The sequence below is a fragment of the Bacillus sp. JNUCC-22 genome, assembly GCF_018861275.1.
Taxonomy (GTDB): domain Bacteria; phylum Bacillota; class Bacilli; order Bacillales; family Bacillaceae; genus Bacillus; species Bacillus velezensis.
In genome coordinates this window covers 2748717-2769459 of the sequence record NZ_CP076408.1, presented here as the reverse complement: position 1 = coordinate 2769459, position 20743 = coordinate 2748717, and the positions used below count along the sequence as shown (strand labels likewise).

Below are 20743 nucleotides of genomic sequence, written 5' to 3'. Positions count from 1 at the left end.
AAAAAAACAACGCGCTGCTGTTCAATATACGGACTGCTGGCATTTTTTTAAGGGCAGGTCTTAAAAAAATTTCAGCAGAATCCTTATTTCTTTTGAAAACGCTGACAGATAAGGCTGAACAACGCTTTTCACGGTATGAAATCCGTCCGTTTCCGTCTGTTTTGCAGCAAAAAATGTCGAATGGAGGATGACACCGTTTGACAAAAAAAGTACAATAGTTTCGGTAAAGTTATTATTAAGTCTATCTAATCGGAAGACATGCAGTGAAGAGAACCCTTCACAAAAGGGAGGTAATCATTTGTTAAAGGATATATTCACAAAAAAGAAAAAATATGCTTCCGTGCCGTCTGAGCAGGCAAAACATGATGTTCCGGAAGGCATTATGACAAAGTGCTCCAAATGTAAAAAAATCATGCTCACAAAAGAGTTAGATAAAAACCTGCGCGTCTGCATGAACTGCGGGCACCATTTCCCGATGAATGCAAAGCAGCGCATTGAAAGCCTCCTGGATGAAGATTCATTCGAAGAATTCAACCAGGGAATGATATCTGAAAACCCGCTCGGTTTCCCGGAATACTTAGAAAAAATCGAAAAAGACCGTGAGAAAACATCGCTGAATGAAGCGGTGGTTACCGGAAAAGGAACCATCAGCGGATTCCCGGCCGTGATCGCGATCATGGATTCAACATTCCGAATGGGCAGCATGGGTTCGGTTGTCGGCGAAAAAATCACGCTTGCAATTGAAAAAGCAAAAGAGGAAAAAGTCCCGTTTATCATCTTTACCGCTTCCGGCGGCGCACGTATGCAGGAGGGGGTCTTAAGTCTTATGCAAATGGCAAAGACAAGCTCTGCATTAAAACTGTTCAGTGAGGAGCAGGGACTGATTATTTCTGTCATGACCCATCCGACGACAGGCGGCGTATCGGCCAGTTTCGCGTCTCTCGGTGATTATAATTTCGCTGAACCGGGCGCCTTGATCGGATTTGCCGGAAGACGTATTATTGAACAGACGATCGGGGAAAAACTGCCGGAAGATTTCCAGACGGCGGAATTTTTATTAAAGCACGGCCAGCTTGATGCGGTGATTCACCGAAACGACATGAAAGACAAACTCGCATTTCTGCTGGACATGCACCAAACAGGAGGTGAGCATGAGTGGCTGCAAGATTAGAATTTGAAAAACCGGTGATTGAACTGCAGACGAAAATCGCCGAACTGAAAAAATTCACCCAAGATTCGGAGATGGATTTAAGCGCTGAAATCGCAAGGCTTGAAGACCGGCTCAGCAAGCTTCAGGATGAGATTTATAAAAACCTGAAGCCGTGGGACAGAGTGCAGATCGCACGCCTTCCCGACCGGCCGACGACGCTAGATTACATTCAATACCTGTTTACCGACTTTTTTGAGTGCCACGGAGACAGAACATACGGAGATGATGCTGCGATTGTCGGCGGAGTCGCCAAATATCACGGCATGCCGGTCACCGTCATCGGACATCAGCGCGGAAAAGACACGAAAGAAAACCTTGTCCGCAATTTCGGGATGCCTCACCCTGAGGGCTACCGCAAAGCGCTTCGTCTCATGAAGCAGGCGGATAAGTTCAACCGCCCGATTATCTGCTTCATCGACACGAAGGGAGCGTACCCGGGTAAAGCGGCGGAGGAGCGGGGACAAAGTGAAGCCATCGCCAAGAACCTGTTCGAGATGGCCGGCCTGACAGTGCCTGTCGTTTGTATCGTCATCGGGGAAGGCGGCAGCGGAGGCGCGCTTGCGTTAGGTGTGGGCAACCGCATGCTGATGCTTGAGAACTCGACGTATTCCGTTATTTCTCCTGAAGGAGCCGCATCCATTTTGTGGAAAGACTCCAGCCTTGCGAAAAAAGCGGCCGAAACCATGAAGATTACTGCGCCCGATTTATTAGAATTAGGAATTATTGATGATATGATTAAAGAAGTGAAGGGCGGAGCTCACCATGATATTAAGCAGCAGGCGGGCTACATTGACGGTATTCTTAAAGAAACGTTAAAATCTCTTCTTCAATTGAACGCCGAAGAATTGATCTCACAGCGCTATGAAAAATATAAAGCAATCGGGAAAGTTTCGGTTGAGGATCAATATATCGGGGTAAACTGAATAGACGTGAAGCCTATGGCTCACGTTTATTTTTTGTGATTTTTGTGATATTCCTTAAATTTTATTTAAAAACAATTTATTTAATTGTATAATAGGTAAGGTTTCATGGGAGCTCAGGCGTCCCTTTTCATTGTTTTAGGGCAATGATCATGATATGTTTAACATATATATGTTGCTGAGGTGAATAGGAAATGAAGCGTATAGGAGTTTTAACGAGCGGCGGGGATTCCCCGGGTATGAACGCTGCGGTGCGCGCGGTTGTGCGGAAAGCTATCTACCACGACGTCGAAGTGTACGGAATTTATAACGGTTATTCAGGATTAATCAGCGGTAAAATAGAGAAACTGGAGCTTGGTTCGGTCGGTGACATCATCCACCGCGGCGGAACAAAGCTGTACACGGCCAGATGTCCTGAATTCAAAACAGTTGAAGGCCGTGAAAAAGGAATCGAAAATTTAAAGAAACTCGGCATTGAAGGTCTTGTCGTCATCGGCGGAGACGGTTCATACATGGGTGCGAAAAAATTAACGGAACACGGGTTTCCGTGTGTGGGTGTACCGGGTACGATAGATAATGACATCCCGGGAACTGATTTTACGATCGGATTTGATACGGCGTTAAACACCGTAATTGATGCGATTGATAAAATCCGTGACACCGCTACGTCTCATGAGCGTACATACGTTATTGAAGTGATGGGGCGCCATGCGGGCGACATTGCTTTATGGGCAGGTCTTGCAGGCGGAGCGGAATCAATTTTAATTCCTGAAGCGGACTACGATATGCAGGAAATTATCGGCCGTTTGAAGAGAGGGCACGACCGCGGCAAAAAACACAGTATCATCATCGTTGCAGAAGGGGTAGGCAGCGGGGTTGAATTCGGAAAACGCATCGAAGAAGAAACGAACCTTGAAACACGGGTATCCGTTTTAGGGCACATCCAGCGCGGCGGATCTCCAAGCGCTTCTGACCGGGTTCTTGCAAGCCGCCTCGGCGCTTACGCGGTTGAGCTTCTGCTTAAAGGAAAAGGCGGACGCTGCGTAGGTATACAAAACAACAAGCTTGTAGACCATGATATTATAGAAATTTTAGAATCAAAACATACTGTTGAACCAAACATGTATCAGCTTTCAAAAGAACTGTCTATTTAAGGCGGAAGAAGCTGAAGATTTCAGAAGGAAGTGAACGAGTTGAAAAAAACAAAAATCGTTTGTACAATCGGTCCGGCCAGTGAAAGTGTAGAAATGCTGACAAAATTGATGGAAGCGGGTATGAACGTTGCTCGTCTGAATTTTTCACACGGTGATTTCGAAGAGCACGGCGCAAGAATCAAAAACATCAGAGAAGCAAGCAAAAAGCTCGGCAAAAACGTGGGGATTCTCCTCGATACAAAAGGTCCGGAAATCCGCACGCACGATATGGAAAACGGCGCGCTTGAGCTTCAGGCGGGAAATGAAATTATCGTTTCTACGAAACAGGTGCTGGGAACGCTTGAAAAATTCTCAGTTTCTTATGAAGGCCTGGCAGACGACGTGTCAGCAGGGTCTATCATCCTGTTGGATGACGGTTTAATCGGATTGGAAGTGCTAGAATCAAATCCGGAAAAACACGAAATCAAAACAAAAATCTTAAACAGCGGCACGCTGAAAAATAAAAAAGGCGTAAACGTTCCCGGCGTCAGCGTCAACCTTCCGGGAATTACTGAAAAAGACGCCAAAGACATCGTATTCGGTATCGAGCAAGGCGTTGATTTCATCGCTGCGTCATTTGTACGCCGTTCTACGGATGTCCTGGAAATCCGCGAACTGCTTGAAGAGCATAACGCGTCTGACATTCAAATCATTCCTAAGATCGAGAACCAAGAAGGCGTGGACAACTTGGATGCGATCCTGGAAGTATCTGACGGCTTAATGGTAGCGCGCGGAGACCTCGGCGTAGAGATTCCGGCCGAAGAAGTGCCGCTCGTGCAAAAAGAAATGATCAAAAAATGCAACGCGCTAGGCAAACCGGTTATTACTGCGACACAAATGCTTGACAGCATGCAGCGCAACCCTCGTCCGACACGTGCTGAAGCAAGTGACGTTGCCAACGCCATTTTCGACGGCACAGACGCTATCATGCTTTCCGGTGAGACGGCTGCGGGACAATATCCTGTCGAGGCGGTTCAAACAATGTTTAACATCGCCACACGCACGGAAGAATCTCTGAACTACAAAGAAATTCTGTCTAAACGCAGAGATCAGGTCGGCATGACGATTACCGATGCGATCGGCCAATCAGTTGCGCACACGGCGATCAATCTGAGTGCGGCAGCTATCGTTACCCCTACAGAAAGCGGCCATACGGCGCGTATGATCGCGAAATACCGTCCGCAGGCTCCGATTGTAGCGGTTACGGTCAATGAGTCTGTATCACGCAAACTCGGCCTTGTATTCGGTGTATTCCCGGCAAGCGGCCAAAACGCGACTTCAACCGATGAAATGCTTGAAGACGCGGTTCAAAAATCACTTGACAGCGGCATCGTGAAACGCGGTGATCTGATTGTCATTACAGCAGGTTCTGTCGGTGAATCAGGCACGACGAATCTGATGAAAGTCCACACTGTCGGCAGCATTATCGCAAAAGGACAAGGCATCGGACGCAAATCTGCATTCGGGCCGGTCGTTGTTGCAAAAAATGCGAAAGAAGCTGAACAAAAAATGACAGACGGTGCAGTATTGGTTGCTTCAAGCACTGACCGCGACATGATCGCTTCACTTGAAAAAGCATCAGCGCTCATCACTGAAGAAGGCGGTCTGACAAGCCATGCAGCCGTTGTCGGTTTAAGCTTGGGCATTCCGGTTATCGTCGGTCTGGAGAACGCAACTTCAGTTTTAACAGAAGGACAGGTTATCACAGTTGACGCTGCCCGCGGCGCTGTGTATGAAGGCCGCGCAAGCGTTCTTTAAACAGCTTTAAAAAAGAGAGGGGGGTTCTCCCTTCTCTTTTGTCTTTAGGCTGATTTTCCTATTCCCATGCGGGCGGTGACGGGCTTTTAGAAGGGCAGGAGGGCAGAAAAATGAGAGTGTTATTCTTACTGTTTATCGTGTGTCCGGCAATTGAAATCGGCTTGTTTCTGCTGGCGGGAAAATGGCTCGGTATTTTTCCGACCTTCCTTCTCATCATTTTGACAGGCGTGTTAGGCGCCTTGGTGGCAAAAAGACAGGGAACCGATGTGTATCATCGGGTGATGCGCGACCTGCAGTACGGCAAAATGCCGGGGGAAGCGCTTCTTGACGGAATATGCGTCTTTTTCGGAGGCCTGCTTTTGATGCTTCCGGGTTTTCTGTCCGATATTGCAGGGGCCTGTCTTCTGATTCCGTTCACTCGGAACCGCATGAAGCCGCTTTTGTTCAAATGGCTGAGAGGAATGTCAAAAAACAAGCGGATCATTATCAAATAAAAACGGCAGCCTTCTTACAGGGCTGCTGTTTTTATTTGGATTGAACAGTAATATAGGCCCATATTTCTTTTAAAGCGCCCGTTGTGATAAAGGCCTGAATGAAAACGAGCAGCGCGGGCCCCGCAGCCAGTCCTAAAATTCCGAACAGTTTAAAGCCGGCAAACAGGGCGATTAAGGTCGCAAGCGGATCAAGTCCGATTGACTTGCTTAAAATTTTCGGCTCCGTCAGCTGGCGCTGAATGAGAACGACAATATATAAAACACCGAGACCGATCGCTTGAGGAAGCTGACCGGCAATGGCCAAATACATAATCCAGGGAACAAAGACCGACCCGGCGCCGAGATACGGGAGAAGGTCCACCAGGCCGATAAAAAAGGCGATGGTTGCCGCATGCTCAATCCCTAGAAGAAAAAGTCCGATAAAGACAATAATCATCGTGAAAAGTATGAGCACGGCCTGCGCCTTAATGAAACCTGCCATCGCTTTTTTCAGTTCTCCCGATACGGCCTTGGCGTTTGCCGAAACCCGTTCCGGAAGAATGGAATAAAGCAGCGCCTTCAGCTTATGCCAGTCCTTTGTCATAAAAAAAGTCGCCAGCATTGCGAAAATGAAGACGGCAGCTGTATTGGGAAGGAAGGCAATCCATTTCGGCACCAGCTCCAAAAGATGTGAAAGCATCAGCCCCGCATTTTTAGCGGCTGTATCACCGAGGGTCTGAATATGCGTCACGATGGATGCCTGCTGATTGGTTTCCAGTCCGTTAAATAGGACGGTCAGCTCGTGGTACAATGGCTGAATGCGGGAAGTGAACAGCTCTTCACAATACGTCATAAAGGCGCTGATATGGGGAGGGAGCGTTTTGGCCAGATAGGCGGTTCCCGAAATGATTTCCGCAACGAGAAATGTCGCCGCGCCAAGAAGAATAAGCAAAAAGAAGACCAGGACAAAGACAGTATTGACTGACCGGGGCAGCCCCGTCAGTTTGTCCAGCCAGTCAACTACGGGAATGATCGCTGATGACAGAATAAGGGCGATCAGAAACGGATAAGTTAACGGAAATGAGGCGTAACCGGCCGCTAAAGCGCCGCCGGCCGCAGCGAGTACAAACAGCGCGCGGAAAAAAACAGTTGCATAGTGCGGGTTCACATCGATCCTCCTCTCGGTCGGCACGTCCTATTACATTAGTTTATTCGTCAAAAAAAAGGATATGAATACAGATATGATGAAAGAAGGTGCTTTCAGGATGTTTACACAGGCGAATTTATTTTTACTATTATTGCTGGCCATCGCATTGATAGCCAAAAATCAGTCATTGCTTTTTGCCGTCGGCTTTCTCATTGTGATAAAAGCTGTCGGTCTTGATCAGAAACTATTTCCGGTTATTCAGTCAAAAGGCATCAACTGGGGAGTCACCGTCATTACAATCGCCGTTTTAGTGCCGATTGCCACAGGTGATATCGGTTTTAAACAGCTCGGAGAAGCAATGAAATCATATTATGCGTGGATCGCTCTCGGTGCCGGGATCGCGGTTGCCTTAATCGCCAAAAACGGTCTCACCTTATTGGAAAACGACCCTCATATTACAACGGCGCTGGTCATCGGCACGATACTTGCCGTCGCGCTTTTCGGAGGCGTCGCCGTAGGCCCGTTAATCGGCGCCGGAATCGCCTACTTGGCCATGCAAATCGTTAAAATATTCACTTCGTAAAGTAAAAAAGCGGCGTAAAGCTGCTTTTTTTGTGGAGAAAATTAGAGTTTGCACACTTGCGCATTTTGTAGTTCAGACAAATGCCATTTGCATTATTCCGATGAATGAAGTGGCTTACCATGTAACAAAGAACTTCGGGATTGACGGCGCACATGGAGCGAAAACAGCGATTGCAGTAATTCCAATTGATGAATGGATTAAAAGCTGATGGAATTTATGCGCTGATACCAAAGCAAAACTTGAAGTGTTGTCAAAATAAGCGGAGACCCTTTCCTTCAAATTGAAAGTTTGTTAAATTTATAATGAGAATGAAAAAACACAATTCGGTTGGTAGTCCGGATGCATGATTTAAAATGTCAGTAACCTTCCCCTCCTCGGGATGTCCATCATTCTTCAGTAAATTTAGGAGGAGGGAATCGTTATGAAATTAACGGTTTACTACGATGGTCAGTTTTGGGTAGGAGTCATTGAAGTTGTGGATGATGGTAAATTAAGAGCAATTCGTCATTTGTTTGGACAAGAGCCAAAGGATTCAGAAATAATGCATTTTGTTAATAATCAACTTTTACAGACTCTCTCCCACACTGAACAAGAAGGGGTTTGTGTTAAAGCAAAATCTAAGAAATTAAACCCAAAAAGATTGCAACGACAAGCTTCTAAAGAGATGAAAAATATCGGGATATCAACTAAGGCACAAAAAGCGATAAAACAGGAACTTGAAGCAAGAAAAGAAAAGAAAAAACAACTGAATAGAAAACAAAGAGAAAAAATAAAGGAACAAAAATATTTAATCAGAAAACAAAAAGCAAAAGAAAAGCATAGGGGAAAATAGTTGGAGAGCCCGATGAAGCAGCCCTTCGATTGAAAAGTTGAGCGGCATCAGTTTTTTCTTCGGACTGATTTAGAAAAAAGAAGTAGAAATCGAGCCCTTCTCGAGATGAGGAGGGTTTTTCTGCATTTATTTAAATTCACTTACATCAGTAAATGAGTCAGTTTCAATTGATGAACGGCTTGATGATGATATTTACGGCCCGAAAACAGCGCAAATGCAGTCAAACGATTCCAGTCCATGTACGGCGTGAATGCTGACGGCATTCATGGGTCAAAGACAAAGATGAAAATCAGCGTTAAAGAAATAGGAAAAATTAGATAAAGAACGAAAAAAATTTCTAAATATAGTTGGATTGATATATTATTGAACCCTGCATATGTGATAACAATAGCAGCTTTAAATAGGTGTAACAGGAGGTAGATTACTAAAGAATCTAAGGTTAGTATTTGGGTTTTAATATTTGATTAGGGGGAAATAATGCTATCACTTAATAGAGCTTTAAAATTACGTGATTTAGAAGTTTTTCGTGTGCTGAAAGATGGTAACATTTTATCTTACGTAATAATTGAAGATACTCGAAAGCCATTTACAGAAGAAGACAAAAAATTAGAACCATTGTGTTATATGGACGAAGAAGATATTAATGCGATTTTAAACGTTTTTAAGATTTCAATTGTTAATGATGAAAAATTAAATGAAGATAATTCAATTTTTATAAGATCTTACTTTTCTGAATTTGTTAATCATACAAATTTAACGAATTTTATTATTAAAGAATATGTTCAAAAGGGTTTATATGATTATGATGATGAAGATGACATCATTTTTTTTAATAGAATTTTACGTAGTATAGGATCAGATTATGTTATCAAAGAATTTGACGATATAAATTGGATTTATTTATCTCAAGATTGATTTCTTATTTAGATTTTGAAGAAGTACAGAAGATAATTTCTGTACTTCTTTTTAAGGCGAAAAATAGACTTCTAGTTTCTCTTTATAGCATAAATTCACTTGACGAAAATCGTAAGTTTAGCACCCGCAAAAGCAATTTGTTTCTCTGTCTCTGCTTTCGCTATTACGTTCGGTGTAATTGCTTTTGTAGGAAACACGACTCATCTTCATCATAATGCAGCCAAAACTGATAATGAGGTAATACAACTAGCTGCACGACTGCAAACATGACTTAAAAGATGTGGCCTTTTTAGGGCTGCATCTTTTTTTGTCATGTATTTTCGTTTTTTCTCTTTTTAGGCGGGGCTGCGGCTGCTGCATTACAAGCATGGTAACAGGTATGTTACAAGGGTGATATTCGTTTGAAGTCCGCAGAAAAATACAAAAGGATCGTTATATACACAAAAGCGAAATACGAAGTAACAACAAAGATATATATAAGAAAATTTGAGCCAACTAAAACCAAGACATGGATTTCTGAAGCTGATCCGAACATTGATTCAGTCGAGTAAACAAAATAACCCTCTTCTCCGGTAAAGAAGGAGGGGGAATTTGCGGTGAAGTTGTCGCGCCTGTCCTTTTAAAGTCTCCTCCAAAACTCCCCCAATTGAAAACATGAGAATACATGGTTTTACACAGCGCCTGAAAGCAAGCGATTAAATTTATCAACGCAAAACCTTGATATATAGGGCTTTTAAAACATTTTTAGTTAAAAGTCTACAAATTAATCAGATTATTGTTTATAATAAGAATAGGCTTAAACTTAAATAAGCTTATAAGAATTTGTTATGTTCCTCTATAAGCATATCGGTTATGTAACCGCAACCAGTGAAATGTAAGCATTTTCTTGAAGGGGAAAGGGAGTGTTTGCATGACTCATTTTAAGTAAGCCGTATGTTTTATATACTCTTTAAAGGGGAATTTTGATTGAAAAGGAGAGGTTGAATATGACAGCAACACGCGGTCTTGAAGGGGTTGTAGCAACAACATCATCTGTAAGCTCTATTATCGACGATACCCTTACATATGTAGGGTACGATATTGACGACTTGACAGAGAATGCAAGTTTTGAAGAAATCATTTATTTGCTGTGGCATCTGCGCCTGCCGAATAAAACGGAACTTGCTGAACTGAAAAAACAGCTTGCGAAAGAAGCTGCCGTTCCACAAGAAATCATTGAGCACTTCAAATCCTATCCCCTCAATAACGTACATCCAATGGCTGCGCTCCGGACGGCGATTTCATTACTCGGTCTGACTGACAGTGAAGCCGATGTCATGAATCCGGAAGCGAACTACAGAAAAGCCATCCGTCTGCAGGCGAAAGTGCCGGGCATTGTCGCCGCTTTCTCAAGAATCCGCAAAGGACTTGATCCTGTTGAACCGAAGGAAGAGTACGGAATCGCGGAGAACTTCCTTTACACCTTAAACGGTGAAGAGCCTTCTCCGATCGAAGTGGAAGCGTTTAACAAAGCGCTCATTCTTCATGCGGATCATGAGCTGAACGCATCAACATTTACGGCGAGAGTATGTGTCGCCACCTTATCTGATATTTACTCAGGCATCACTGCCGCCATCGGCGCTTTAAAAGGACCGCTTCACGGCGGAGCCAATGAAGCCGTCATGAAAATGCTGACAGAAATCGGCGAAGTGGAAAACGCCGAGCCTTATATCCGCAGCAAAATGGAGAAAAAAGAAAAAGTAATGGGCTTCGGACACCGTGTGTATAAGCATGGAGACCCGCGCGCCAAACACTTAAAAGAAATGAGCAAACGCCTGACGAATCTGACGGGTGAAAGCAAATGGTACGACATGTCAATCCGTGTCGAAGAAATCGTGACGTCGGAGAAAAAACTTCCGCCTAACGTTGATTTCTATTCTGCATCTGTATACCACAGTCTCGGCATTGATCACGATCTGTTCACGCCGATCTTTGCGGTCAGCAGAATGTCAGGATGGATCGCCCATATTCTTGAACAGTACGATAACAACCGCCTCATCCGCCCGCGCGCTGACTACACGGGTCCGGATAAGCAGACTTTTGTTCCGATTGATGAAAGAGCCTGATCAAACGGGAGGCTGGTGATTTTCATGTCGTTAGCCTCTTGTTAATCAAGCCCGGATTGGTTTACAATTTTGATAGAATCTTGAGAAAAGTCATTTTATTTTCTATACAAGAAAAATAAAATGTTTTCTAAATATGAATTACATACTGGGAGGTAATATTGTGTCACAAGGTGAAAAAATTACAGTCTCTAATGGAGTATTAAACGTACCAAATAATCCGATTATCCCGTTTATTGAAGGCGACGGCACAGGCCCTGATATTTGGAACGCCGCTTCTAAAGTATTGGAAGCCGCTGTTGAAAAAGCATATAAAGGCGAGAAAAAAATCACATGGAAAGAAGTTTATGCCGGTGAAAAGGCTTATAATAAAACAGGTGAGTGGCTTCCTGCCGAAACGCTGGAAGACATCAGAGAGTACTTCATCGCCATCAAAGGTCCTCTGACGACACCGGTCGGCGGCGGTATCCGTTCTCTGAACGTGGCGCTGAGACAGGAGCTTGATTTGTTTACGTGCCTGCGCCCTGTCAGATATTTCACGGGAGTGCCTTCCCCGGTCAAACGTCCTGAAGATACGGATATGGTCATTTTCCGCGAGAATACGGAAGATATTTACGCCGGAATTGAGTATGCGAAAGGTTCTGAAGAAGTTGAAAAGCTGATCAGCTTCCTGCAAAATGAAATGGGCGTTAACAAAATCCGTTTCCCTGAAACGTCAGGAATCGGCATCAAACCTGTTTCTGAAGAAGGCACAAGCCGCTTAGTCAGAGCTGCCATTGAGTATGCGATCGAAAACGGCCGTAAGTCTGTCACGCTTGTCCACAAAGGAAACATCATGAAGTTCACTGAAGGGGCATTTAAAAACTGGGGCTACGAGCTTGCCGAAAGAGAATACGGAGATAAAGTATTCACTTGGGCTGAATATGACCGCATTGTCGAAAAAGACGGAAAAGAAGCGGCTGATAAAGCGCAGAGCGAAGCGGAAGCGGCAGGAAAAATCATCGTCAAAGACAGCATCGCTGATATTTTCCTTCAGCAGATCTTAACCCGTCCGAGCGAATTCGACGTCGTGGCGACAATGAACTTAAACGGAGACTATATCTCTGATGCGCTTGCCGCTCAGGTAGGCGGAATCGGAATCGCGCCGGGAGCGAACATCAACTATGAAACAGGGCATGCGATTTTCGAAGCGACTCACGGAACGGCTCCTAAGTATGCCGGCCTTGACAAAGTCAACCCGTCATCCGTCATCCTTTCAGGAGTGCTTCTTCTTGAACACCTGAACTGGAATGAGGCTGCCGACTTGATCATTAAATCTATGGAAAAAACGATTGCTTCAAAAGTAGTAACGTACGATTTTGCTAGATTAATGGACGGTGCAACTGAAGTGAAATGTTCAGAGTTTGGTGAAGAGCTAATCAAAAACATGGACTGAACCTAAAGCAGACTTCTAATGAAGCCAAAAAAGGAGAAGAGAATCATGGGAAAAACACGCAGTAAAGTTTCTGTTATCGGAGCAGGATTTACGGGAGCGACAACAGCCTTTCTTACAGCTCAAAAAGAGCTTGCGGACGTTGTGCTCGTTGATATTCCGCAATTAGAAAACCCGACAAAAGGAAAAGCGCTAGACATGCTCGAAGCAAGTCCGGTCCAAGGATTTGACGCGAAAATCACAGGCACGTCCAACTACGAGGACACAGCCGGTTCTGATATCGTCGTCATCACAGCCGGAATTGCGAGAAAACCGGGCATGAGCCGTGATGATCTCGTATCTACAAACGAAAAAATCATGAGAAGCGTCACACGTGAGATCGTGAAATATTCTCCTGACTGCATTATCGTTGTATTGACAAACCCTGTTGATGCGATGACATATGCGGTGTACAAAGAATCAGGCTTCCCGAAAGAACGCGTCATCGGACAATCCGGAGTGCTTGACACTGCGCGATTCAGAACATTCGTCGCTGAAGAATTAAACCTGTCTGTAAAAGATGTGACCGGTTTTGTTCTTGGCGGACACGGTGACGACATGGTTCCTCTCGTCCGTTATTCCTATGCGGGCGGCATTCCGCTTGAAACGCTTATCCCGAAAGACCGTCTTGATGCGATTGTAGAACGCACAAGAAAAGGCGGCGGGGAAATCGTCAACCTTCTCGGAAACGGAAGCGCCTACTACGCGCCTGCTGCGTCACTGACTGAAATGGTAGAAGCCATTTTGAAAGATCAGCGCCGCGTGCTTCCGACCATCGCTTACTTAGAAGGCGAATACGGTCATGAAGGCATTTACTTAGGCGTACCGACGATTATCGGAGGAAACGGCCTAGAGCAAATCATCGAGCTTGAACTGACAGACTATGAAAAAGCGCAGCTGAGTAAATCAGTTGAATCTGTCAAAAACGTGATGAAAGTATTGTCATAAGAAAAAAGGGAAGGCTTCCGAATCAGAAGCCTTCCTCTTTTTACAATTAATGAAAGCGTTTTCTTTTTCCCTGAGCGATCCTTTCTCTGAAAATGATCAAAAAGGCGAATTGTCTGAACGGGCAGTATTGGATAAAATGAAATCATAAAGTGATATGCAGCACATAAAATAGAGAAAATTGGATGTCGGGGAAAATAGACAGCGGAGGGCGCAGCATGAACAAAAAAATTTTAGTTGTAGATGATGAACAATCTATCGTTACTCTTTTACAGTATAATCTGGAACGGTCCGGCTATGATGTCATTACCGCATCAGACGGTGAAGAGGCTCTGGAGCTGGCAGAGAATGAAAATCCGGATTTAATCGTACTGGATGTCATGCTGCCGAAAGTGGACGGAATCGACGTCTGTAAGCAGCTCAGACAGCAGAAAATGATGGTCCCGATCTTGATGCTGACAGCAAAAGATGAGGAGTTTGATAAAGTGCTGGGACTGGAGCTCGGAGCGGATGATTACATGACAAAGCCGTTCAGTCCGCGGGAAGTCACTGCGCGGGTGAAAGCCATTTTAAGAAGGGCTGACATTTCTTCGCTGTCACAAGGCAGAGAAGAGGAAAAGGACGGGCAGATCCTCATCGGCGAGCTGAAAATTCTTCCGGAGCATTACGAAGCGTACTTCAAGTCAGAACAGCTGGAATTGACGCCTAAAGAATTTGAACTGCTTCTGTATTTGGGAAAACACAAGGGAAGAGTGCTGACGAGAGATCTTCTGCTGAGCGCGGTCTGGAACTATGATTTTGCCGGGGACACCCGGATTGTTGACGTTCATATCAGTCATCTGCGCGACAAAATCGAATCAAATACCAAAAAACCCATCTATATTAAAACAATCAGAGGTTTGGGGTATAAACTGGAGGAGCCAAAAATGAATGAATAAAGTCCGTGTGCGTCTGTTCGCTTTACTCGTTGTATGTATCATATTGGTTTTCAGTGTTCTCGGCCTTTTTTTACAGCAGCTTATTTCTTCATCCGCTGAAGAAAGAACGGCGGATCAGCTGAAAAAGGAATCGGTATACATAGCGGGCCTTCTTGACGCCGGCAGAATCGGCAATAAAAGCAATGAAACGGTAATCCGTGACGCCGGCCGCACCCTCGGTATAAACGTCGCCGTGCTCAACGAGAAGGGTGACGCCGTATACCATTCCGGCAGTCGTGCTGATGATTCAGCCGTAAAGGAGTTCATTTCTCACAATAAAAGTGAGGAAGCCGTACAGTCGAAAAGCAAAGTCATCCGCGGCACTGCCGTAAAAAATGACGCCGGGAAAATTGCGGGGTATGTACTCGTTTCCTCTGAGATCAACGGCGGTTCAAGCGTTACCGGAGAAATGTGGGGCATGCTGGCAGCAAGTCTTTGTACCGCTTTTATCATTATCGTTTTCTTTTATACAAACATGACGTCCCGTTACAAAAAATCAATCGACGCCGCGACAAAGGTGGCGACGGAGCTGTCCAAAGGGAATTACGACGCCCGCTCCTACAGCGGCTACGCAAGGCGGTCGGACCGTCTCGGGCGTGCGATGAACAGCCTGGCGGTCGATTTAATGGAAATGACGAGAACGCAGGATATGCAGCGCGATCGTCTGTTAACCGTTATTGAAAATATCGGATCCGGTTTGATTCTAATAGACGGGAGAGGTTTTATCAATCTCGTGAACCGGTCATACACGAAGCAGTTTCATACAAAGCCTGAACGTCTGCTTCGGCGCCTTTACCATGATGCGTTTGAACATGAGGAGATCATCCGGCTTGTCGAAGACATTTTTATGACGGAGACGAAAAAATGCCAGCTGCTCAGACTTCCCATCAACATTGAGCGGCGCTACTTTGAAGTTGACGGCGTTCCGATCATGGGTCCTGACGATGAATGGAAGGGCATCGTCCTCGTCTTTCACGATATGACGGAAATTAAAAAATTGGAGCAGATGAGAAAGGACTTCGTCGCCAATGTCTCCCATGAACTGAAAACACCGATCACCTCGATTAAAGGATTTACGGAAACACTGTTAGACGGAGCGATGAAAGACGAAAAGGCGCTTTCAGACTTTCTGTCTATCATTCTGAAAGAAAGTGAGCGGCTCCAATCTCTTGTGCAGGATTTATTGGATTTATCCAAGATGGAGCAGCAAAACTTTACGATGCGCGTAGAGTCCTTTGACGCTGCAAAAATTCTGCATGAAATTGAAGCGCTTTTGCGGCATAAGGCCGAGGAAAAAGGCATCAGCTTTCAGCTCGATCTCCCGGAAGAGCCGATTTTTGTGACGGGTGACGCGCACAGGCTGAAGCAGGTATTTTTGAATCTGGCGAACAATGCCCTGACCTACACGCCTGAAAAAGGGACGGTGGGGATTTCGGTACATGTGAAAGAAACCGTTGTCGATATCAAAGTGTCCGATACTGGAATCGGCATTCAGAAGGAAGAGATCCCGCGGATATTTGAGAGATTCTACCGCGTGGATAAAGACAGAAGCCGCAACTCGGGAGGAACCGGGCTCGGCCTCGCCATCGTGAAGCACTTAATAGAAGCCCATGAAGGTAAAATCGAGGTCACAAGCGAACCCGGGCAGGGGACCGTATTTACCGTGACGCTGAAGCGGCAGCCGGAAGCGTGATCAGCTTTACAAAGGATTAACAATTTCTTCATGACCTGTTAAACCTATCTTGTTAGGATATAACAGAACCCCTTCATCCAAGGAGCCAATTTTGACGGCGGGAACGTGTTTTCTTGTTCCCGTCCTTTTTTGCGTTTTCGCAGGGTTCGCTCATTTTCCTTTCAAATTGAACTTTGTTAAAATAAGAGAAGCTGTGAGATTAAAAAATAGAGGAATGACGAGCTTTTGCTCTTAGGAGGATATTGAATGACGGAACGAAAAAAATTAGTGCTTGTCGACGGAAACAGTCTGGCGTACCGGGCGTTTTTTGCATTGCCGCTTTTAAGCAATGAAAAAGGCATTCATACAAATGCCGTATACGGGTTTGCGATGATTTTAATGAAAATGCTGGAAGATGAAAAGCCGACCCACATGCTGGTGGCTTTTGATGCGGGAAAAACCACTTTCCGCCACAGCACGTTTAAAGAATATAAAGGCGGAAGACAAAAAACGCCGCCGGAGCTTTCAGAACAGATGCCGTTCATCCGCGAGCTCCTTGATGCCTACAAAATCAGCCGCTACGAGCTTCCTGAATATGAAGCGGACGATATTATCGGCACGCTTGCCGTATCTGCTGAAAAAGACGGCTTCGAAGTAAAGGTAGTGTCGGGGGACAAGGACTTAACCCAGCTTGCAACCGGGAAAACGACCGTTGCCATTACGAGAAAAGGCATTACCGACGTGGAAGATTACACGCCGGAGCACGTGCAAGAAAAGTACGGTCTGACCCCTTTGCAAATCATTGATATGAAGGGATTAATGGGGGATTCATCCGATAATATACCGGGCGTCCCCGGCGTCGGAGAAAAAACCGCGATTAAGCTCTTAAAGCAGTTCCATTCGGTTGAGAAACTGCTTGATTCCATTGATGAAGTCAGCGGAAAAAAATTAAAAGAAAAGCTTGAAGAATATAAGGAACAAGCCCTGATGAGCAAAGAGCTGGCGACGATTATGACAAATGCGCCGATTGAAGTCAAGCCCGAAGATTTAGATTACAAAGGGTTTGACCGTGAACAAGTTGTTGCCATTTTTAAAGACCTCGGTTTTAATACGCTTCTTGAGCGGCTCGGTGAAGAAAGCGGCGAAACGGCGGAAGAAAATTTTGAAGACATCAATGTCGAAACGGCAGAAGAAATCACCGAAGATATGCTCGTTTCGCCGTCCGCTTTGGTCGTCGAACAAATCGGTGATAACTATCACGAAGAACCGATCCTCGGCTTTTCCATCGTGAATGAAACAGGTCTTTATTATATTCCGAAAGAAATCGCCATTCAGTCTGAAACTTTTAAATCTTGGGCTGAAGATGAATCGATGAAAAAGTGGGTGTTCGACAGCAAACGTTCCGTCGTCGCTTTGCGCTGGCAGGGAATTGAGCTGAAGGGAACGGAATTTGACGCGCTTCTTGCTGCCTACATTATAAACCCGGGCAATTCGTACGACGATGTCGCGAGCGTAGCGAAAGAATACGGGCTGAATATCGTTTCAAAAGATGAAGCGGTATACGGAAAAGGCGCAAAGCGCGCCGTTCCGGCTGAAAAAGAGCTTGCCGATCATCTCGCGCGGAAAGCGTCTGCTGTTAACAGCCTCCGTGACAAACTGCTCGACGCTTTGGAAGAAAATAATCAGCTTGAATTATATGAAGATCTCGAACTCCCGCTTGCGCTTATTCTCGGAGAAATGGAATCAATGGGCGTCAAAGTGGATGTTGAAAGACTGAAGCGAATGGGCGAAGAGCTTAAGGCGAAGCTGAAAGAATATGAAGAAAAAATCCATGACATCGCCGGTGAGCCGTTTAACATCAATTCACCAAAACAGCTCGGCGTCATTCTGTTTGAGAAGCTCGGCCTGCCGCCAGTAAAGAAAACAAAAACAGGCTATTCCACTTCAGCTGATGTGCTTGAGAAGCTCGCAGACAAACATGATATCGTCGCGCACATTCTGCAATACAGACAAATCGGCAAGCTTCAATCGACTTATATAGAAGGGCTGCTGAAGGTCACGCGCAAGGATTCTCATAAGGTGCATACACGATTCAATCAGGCGTTGACTCAAACCGGACGCCTCAGCTCAACGGATCCGAACCTGCAAAATATTCCGATCCGGCTGGAGGAAGGGCGGAAAATCCGTCAGGCTTTCGTACCGTCCGAACCGGACTGGCTTATTTTCGCCGCCGATTATTCACAAATTGAATTAAGGGTGCTTGCGCATATTTCAAAAGATGAAAATCTGATCGAAGCGTTTACGAATGACATGGATATTCACACAAAAACCGCCATGGACGTGTTTCATGTCAGTGAAGATGAAGTGACACAAGCGATGCGCCGCCAGGCAAAGGCCGTCAATTTCGGCATTGTTTACGGCATCAGTGATTACGGGCTGTCACAAAACCTCGGCATCACCCGGAAAGAAGCGGGCGCTTTTATAGACCGCTATTTGGAGAGCTTCCCGGGCGTCAAGGCGTATATGGAAGAGTCGGTGCAGGAAGCGAAGCAAAAAGGATATGTCACGACACTTATGCAGCGCCGCCGCTATATTCCTGAGCTGACCAGCCGCAACTTCAACCTGCGGAGCTTTGCGGAACGGACGGCCATGAATACGCCGATTCAGGGAAGCGCCGCCGATATTATTAAAAAAGCCATGATTGACATGGCAGCTGAGCTGAAAGAAAAAAACCTGAAGGCGCGACTGCTGCTTCAGGTGCACGATGAATTGATTTTTGAAGCGCCTAAGGAAGAAATTGAAATATTAGAGAAGCTGGTTCCTGAAGTGATGGAGCATGCTTTGGCATTAGACGTGCCGCTGAAGGCGGATTATGCTTCAGGGCCGTCTTGGTACGATGCAAAATAAACAGAGAAAAAGGAAGTGATGATTGTGCCGGAATTACCAGAAGTTGAAACGGTCCGGCGCACTCTGACCGGTCTTGTGAAGGGGAAAACGATTGAATCGGCGGATATCAGATGGCCGAATATCATCAAAAAACCCGCCGAGCCGGAGGAATTCGCGCGGCAGATTGCAGGAGAAACGATCCGATCCATCGGAAGAAGGGGAAAGTTTTTGCTTTTCCATCTGGATCATTATGTCATGGTGTCCCACCTGCGGATGGAGGGGAAATACGGTCTTCATCAGGCCGATGAGCCTGACGATAAACATGTGCACGTCGTGTTTCACATGACGGACGGAACACAGCTCCGCTACCGGGATGTCCGGAAATTCGGCACGATGCATTTGTTTGCGCCGGGAGAGGAATTGAATGCATTACCGCTTTCACAGCTCGGGCCCGAACCCGATGATGAAGCATTTACCGCTGCTTATTTAAAAGAGCGGCTTGTAAAAACGAACCGCGCGGTGAAAACAGCCCTGCTCGACCAAAAAGCGGTCGTCGGCCTCGGCAATATTTATGTCGATGAAGCTTTATTCCGGGCGCGTATTCATCCTGAGACAAAAGCGAACAGTCTGTCAGACGGGCAGATAAAAACGCTTCATACAGAAATTAAAGACACCCTTCAGGAAGCGATTGACGCGGGCGGGAGCACCGTCCGGTCTTATATCAATTCTCAAGGGGAGATCGGAATGTTTCAGCTCAAACATTACGTATACGGCAAAAAGGATGAACCGTGCAAAACGTGCGGCACGATGATTTCTAAAATCGTGGTCGGCGGAAGGGGTACGCATTTTTGCGCCCGCTGCCAAAAAAAATCATAAACTGAAGCGGTTCAAGCAGGCGGCAGCAGAATGACTTTTTTCTAACACAGTTGATGACCTTTCTCCATATATATATTGTGATTCACCCAATAGGCATATGTCACAATTGCCGATCAAGAGAAAGGGAGAAACGGATATGGAGATTGTTTCTTTGCTGCTTTTGGCTTTTGCTGTCAGCTTGGACAGTTTTTCAGTCGGGTTTACGTATGGTTTGAGAAAAATGAAAATCCCGTTCAAAGCGATTGCCGTGATCGCTTGCTGTTCAGCCTCTGTGATGTTTATATCCATGCTGATCGGCCATTTTCTGACAAAGATTTTTCCCGTATCCGTCACGGAAAAACTGGGCGGACTGATCTTAATCGGAATCGGGGCATGGGTCATCTGGCAATTTTTCAAACCGGCTAAAGAGCCGGATTACTTATTGCATGAAAAAACGTTACTTAATCTTGAAGTGAAATCGCTCGGCATCGTCATTCATATTTTGAAAAAACCGACCAGCGCCGATATTGATCAATCCGGAACCATTAACGGAGTCGAGGCGCTTCTGCTCGGTATCGCCTTATCCATTGACGCGTTTGGCGCCGGGCTGGGAGCGGCCATTCTCGGCTTTTCTCCGGTTATGATGAGCGTGACTGTCGGGCTGATGAGCTCGCTGTTTGTTTCACTCGGCATAAACTCGGGGCATTTGCTTTCAAGATGGAATTGGATAGATAAAATGACATTTTTGCCGGGAGTCCTGCTGATTATCATCGGGATTTGGAAAATGTAAGAAGGAGTGGGCTT

17 protein-coding genes and 1 pseudogene are annotated in these 20743 nt (G+C 45.6%); 17 read left to right on the top strand and 1 reads right to left on the bottom strand.

What is annotated here, in order from left to right; all coding sequences use genetic code 11:
- Positions 1-298 precede the first annotated feature (298 nt).
- The 5 genes from accD (at position 299) to JNUCC22_RS13335 (ending at position 5575) form a co-directional block, all read left to right on the top strand.
- Positions 299-1171, top strand: coding sequence for an acetyl-CoA carboxylase, carboxyltransferase subunit beta (gene accD / locus JNUCC22_RS13355; protein ID WP_007613077.1), 873 nt, complete (start codon positions 299-301; stop codon positions 1169-1171).
- Positions 1156-2133 carry an acetyl-CoA carboxylase carboxyl transferase subunit alpha gene (gene accA, locus JNUCC22_RS13350; protein WP_007408067.1) on the top strand — a complete coding sequence of 326 codons (978 nt, stop codon included), beginning with the start codon at positions 1156-1158 and terminating at the stop codon, positions 2131-2133. The genes accD and accA overlap by 16 nt, the downstream gene beginning before the upstream one ends.
- 191 nt (positions 2134-2324) lie before the next feature.
- Positions 2325-3284 carry a 6-phosphofructokinase gene (gene pfkA, locus JNUCC22_RS13345; protein ID WP_007408068.1) on the top strand — a complete coding sequence of 320 codons (960 nt, stop codon included), beginning with the start codon at positions 2325-2327 and terminating at the stop codon, positions 3282-3284.
- Positions 3285-3323: 39 nt separating this feature from the next.
- Positions 3324-5081, top strand: a complete 1758-nt coding sequence (gene pyk / locus JNUCC22_RS13340) for a pyruvate kinase (protein WP_007613076.1) — start codon at positions 3324-3326, stop codon at positions 5079-5081.
- 110 nt (positions 5082-5191) lie between these two features.
- Positions 5192-5575 carry an FxsA family protein gene (locus JNUCC22_RS13335; RefSeq protein WP_216061792.1) on the top strand — a complete coding sequence of 128 codons (384 nt, stop codon included), beginning with the start codon at positions 5192-5194 and terminating at the stop codon, positions 5573-5575.
- Positions 5576-5606: 31 nt separating this feature from the next.
- Here JNUCC22_RS13335 and ytvI read toward each other — a convergent pair whose 3' ends face one another.
- Positions 5607-6722 (bottom strand): sporulation integral membrane protein YtvI, encoded by a 1116-nt coding sequence (ytvI, locus tag JNUCC22_RS13330; RefSeq protein ID WP_216061791.1) that lies wholly within the window; start codon positions 6720-6722, stop codon positions 5607-5609.
- Positions 6723-6819: 97 nt separating this feature from the next.
- On the opposite strand from ytvI, the gene JNUCC22_RS13325 reads away from it, so the two are divergent.
- The 12 genes and pseudogenes from JNUCC22_RS13325 (at position 6820) to ytaF (ending at position 20729) form a co-directional block, all read left to right on the top strand.
- Positions 6820-7284: a DUF441 domain-containing protein gene (locus tag JNUCC22_RS13325; RefSeq protein WP_007408072.1), complete on the top strand. Its 465-nt coding sequence runs from the start codon at positions 6820-6822 to the stop codon at positions 7282-7284.
- A 421-nt stretch (positions 7285-7705) separates the two neighbouring features.
- Positions 7706-8116, top strand: a complete 411-nt coding sequence (locus tag JNUCC22_RS13320; protein ID WP_216061790.1) for a YjdF family protein — start codon at positions 7706-7708, stop codon at positions 8114-8116.
- Positions 8117-8309: 193 nt separating this feature from the next.
- Positions 8310-8437: pseudogene (locus JNUCC22_RS13315) on the top strand (peptidoglycan-binding domain-containing protein); the annotation flags it as partial.
- A 156-nt stretch (positions 8438-8593) separates the two neighbouring features.
- Positions 8594-9031 carry a terpene synthase gene (locus tag JNUCC22_RS13310; protein WP_130570714.1) on the top strand — a complete coding sequence of 146 codons (438 nt, stop codon included), beginning with the start codon at positions 8594-8596 and terminating at the stop codon, positions 9029-9031.
- Between the two features lie 986 nt (positions 9032-10017).
- Positions 10018-11136 carry a citrate synthase gene (gene citZ, locus JNUCC22_RS13305; protein WP_007613059.1) on the top strand — a complete coding sequence of 373 codons (1119 nt, stop codon included), beginning with the start codon at positions 10018-10020 and terminating at the stop codon, positions 11134-11136.
- A 160-nt stretch (positions 11137-11296) separates the two neighbouring features.
- Entirely contained in the window at positions 11297-12568 is a 1272-nt protein-coding gene (gene icd, locus JNUCC22_RS13300; protein ID WP_003152454.1) for an NADP-dependent isocitrate dehydrogenase, read from the top strand.
- A 45-nt stretch (positions 12569-12613) separates the two neighbouring features.
- Positions 12614-13552 carry a malate dehydrogenase gene (gene mdh / locus JNUCC22_RS13295; RefSeq protein WP_003152455.1) on the top strand — a complete coding sequence of 313 codons (939 nt, stop codon included), beginning with the start codon at positions 12614-12616 and terminating at the stop codon, positions 13550-13552.
- 215 nt (positions 13553-13767) lie between these two features.
- Entirely contained in the window at positions 13768-14487 is a 720-nt protein-coding gene (locus tag JNUCC22_RS13290) for a response regulator transcription factor (protein ID WP_003152457.1), read from the top strand.
- Positions 14480-16219 (top strand): two-component system histidine kinase PnpS, encoded by a 1740-nt coding sequence (pnpS, locus tag JNUCC22_RS13285; protein WP_106080227.1) that lies wholly within the window; start codon positions 14480-14482, stop codon positions 16217-16219. Before JNUCC22_RS13290 ends, pnpS begins: the two co-directional genes overlap by 8 nt.
- A gap of 246 nt (positions 16220-16465) precedes the next feature.
- Positions 16466-19105, top strand: a complete 2640-nt coding sequence (gene polA, locus JNUCC22_RS13280) for a DNA polymerase I (protein WP_216061789.1) — start codon at positions 16466-16468, stop codon at positions 19103-19105.
- A gap of 24 nt (positions 19106-19129) precedes the next feature.
- On the top strand, positions 19130-19960 hold the full coding sequence (mutM, locus tag JNUCC22_RS13275; RefSeq protein ID WP_007408078.1) for a DNA-formamidopyrimidine glycosylase: 831 nt from the start codon (positions 19130-19132) through the stop codon (positions 19958-19960).
- A 136-nt stretch (positions 19961-20096) separates the two neighbouring features.
- Positions 20097-20729 (top strand): sporulation membrane protein YtaF, encoded by a 633-nt coding sequence (gene ytaF, locus JNUCC22_RS13270; protein ID WP_007408079.1) that lies wholly within the window; start codon positions 20097-20099, stop codon positions 20727-20729.
- Positions 20730-20743: the final 14 nt, after the last annotated feature.

What these genes read in the sequence shown, in the direction of transcription:
- pfkA (WP_007408068.1), top strand. Translation starts at nt 2,325, where the DNA reads ATGAAGCGTATAGGAGTTTTAACGAGCGGCGGGGATTCCCCGGGTATG.
- JNUCC22_RS13335 (WP_216061792.1), top strand. Translation starts at nt 5,192, where the DNA reads ATGAGAGTGTTATTCTTACTGTTTATCGTGTGTCCGGCAATTGAAATC.
- JNUCC22_RS13325 (WP_007408072.1), top strand. Translation starts at nt 6,820, where the DNA reads ATGTTTACACAGGCGAATTTATTTTTACTATTATTGCTGGCCATCGCA.
- JNUCC22_RS13320 (WP_216061790.1), top strand. Translation starts at nt 7,706, where the DNA reads ATGAAATTAACGGTTTACTACGATGGTCAGTTTTGGGTAGGAGTCATT.
- JNUCC22_RS13310 (WP_130570714.1), top strand. Translation starts at nt 8,594, where the DNA reads ATGCTATCACTTAATAGAGCTTTAAAATTACGTGATTTAGAAGTTTTT.
- citZ (WP_007613059.1), top strand. Translation starts at nt 10,018, where the DNA reads ATGACAGCAACACGCGGTCTTGAAGGGGTTGTAGCAACAACATCATCT.
- mdh (WP_003152455.1), top strand. Translation starts at nt 12,614, where the DNA reads ATGGGAAAAACACGCAGTAAAGTTTCTGTTATCGGAGCAGGATTTACG.
- JNUCC22_RS13290 (WP_003152457.1), top strand. Translation starts at nt 13,768, where the DNA reads ATGAACAAAAAAATTTTAGTTGTAGATGATGAACAATCTATCGTTACT.
- pnpS (WP_106080227.1), top strand. Translation starts at nt 14,480, where the DNA reads ATGAATAAAGTCCGTGTGCGTCTGTTCGCTTTACTCGTTGTATGTATC.
- polA (WP_216061789.1), top strand. Translation starts at nt 16,466, where the DNA reads ATGACGGAACGAAAAAAATTAGTGCTTGTCGACGGAAACAGTCTGGCG.
- ytaF (WP_007408079.1), top strand. Translation starts at nt 20,097, where the DNA reads ATGGAGATTGTTTCTTTGCTGCTTTTGGCTTTTGCTGTCAGCTTGGAC.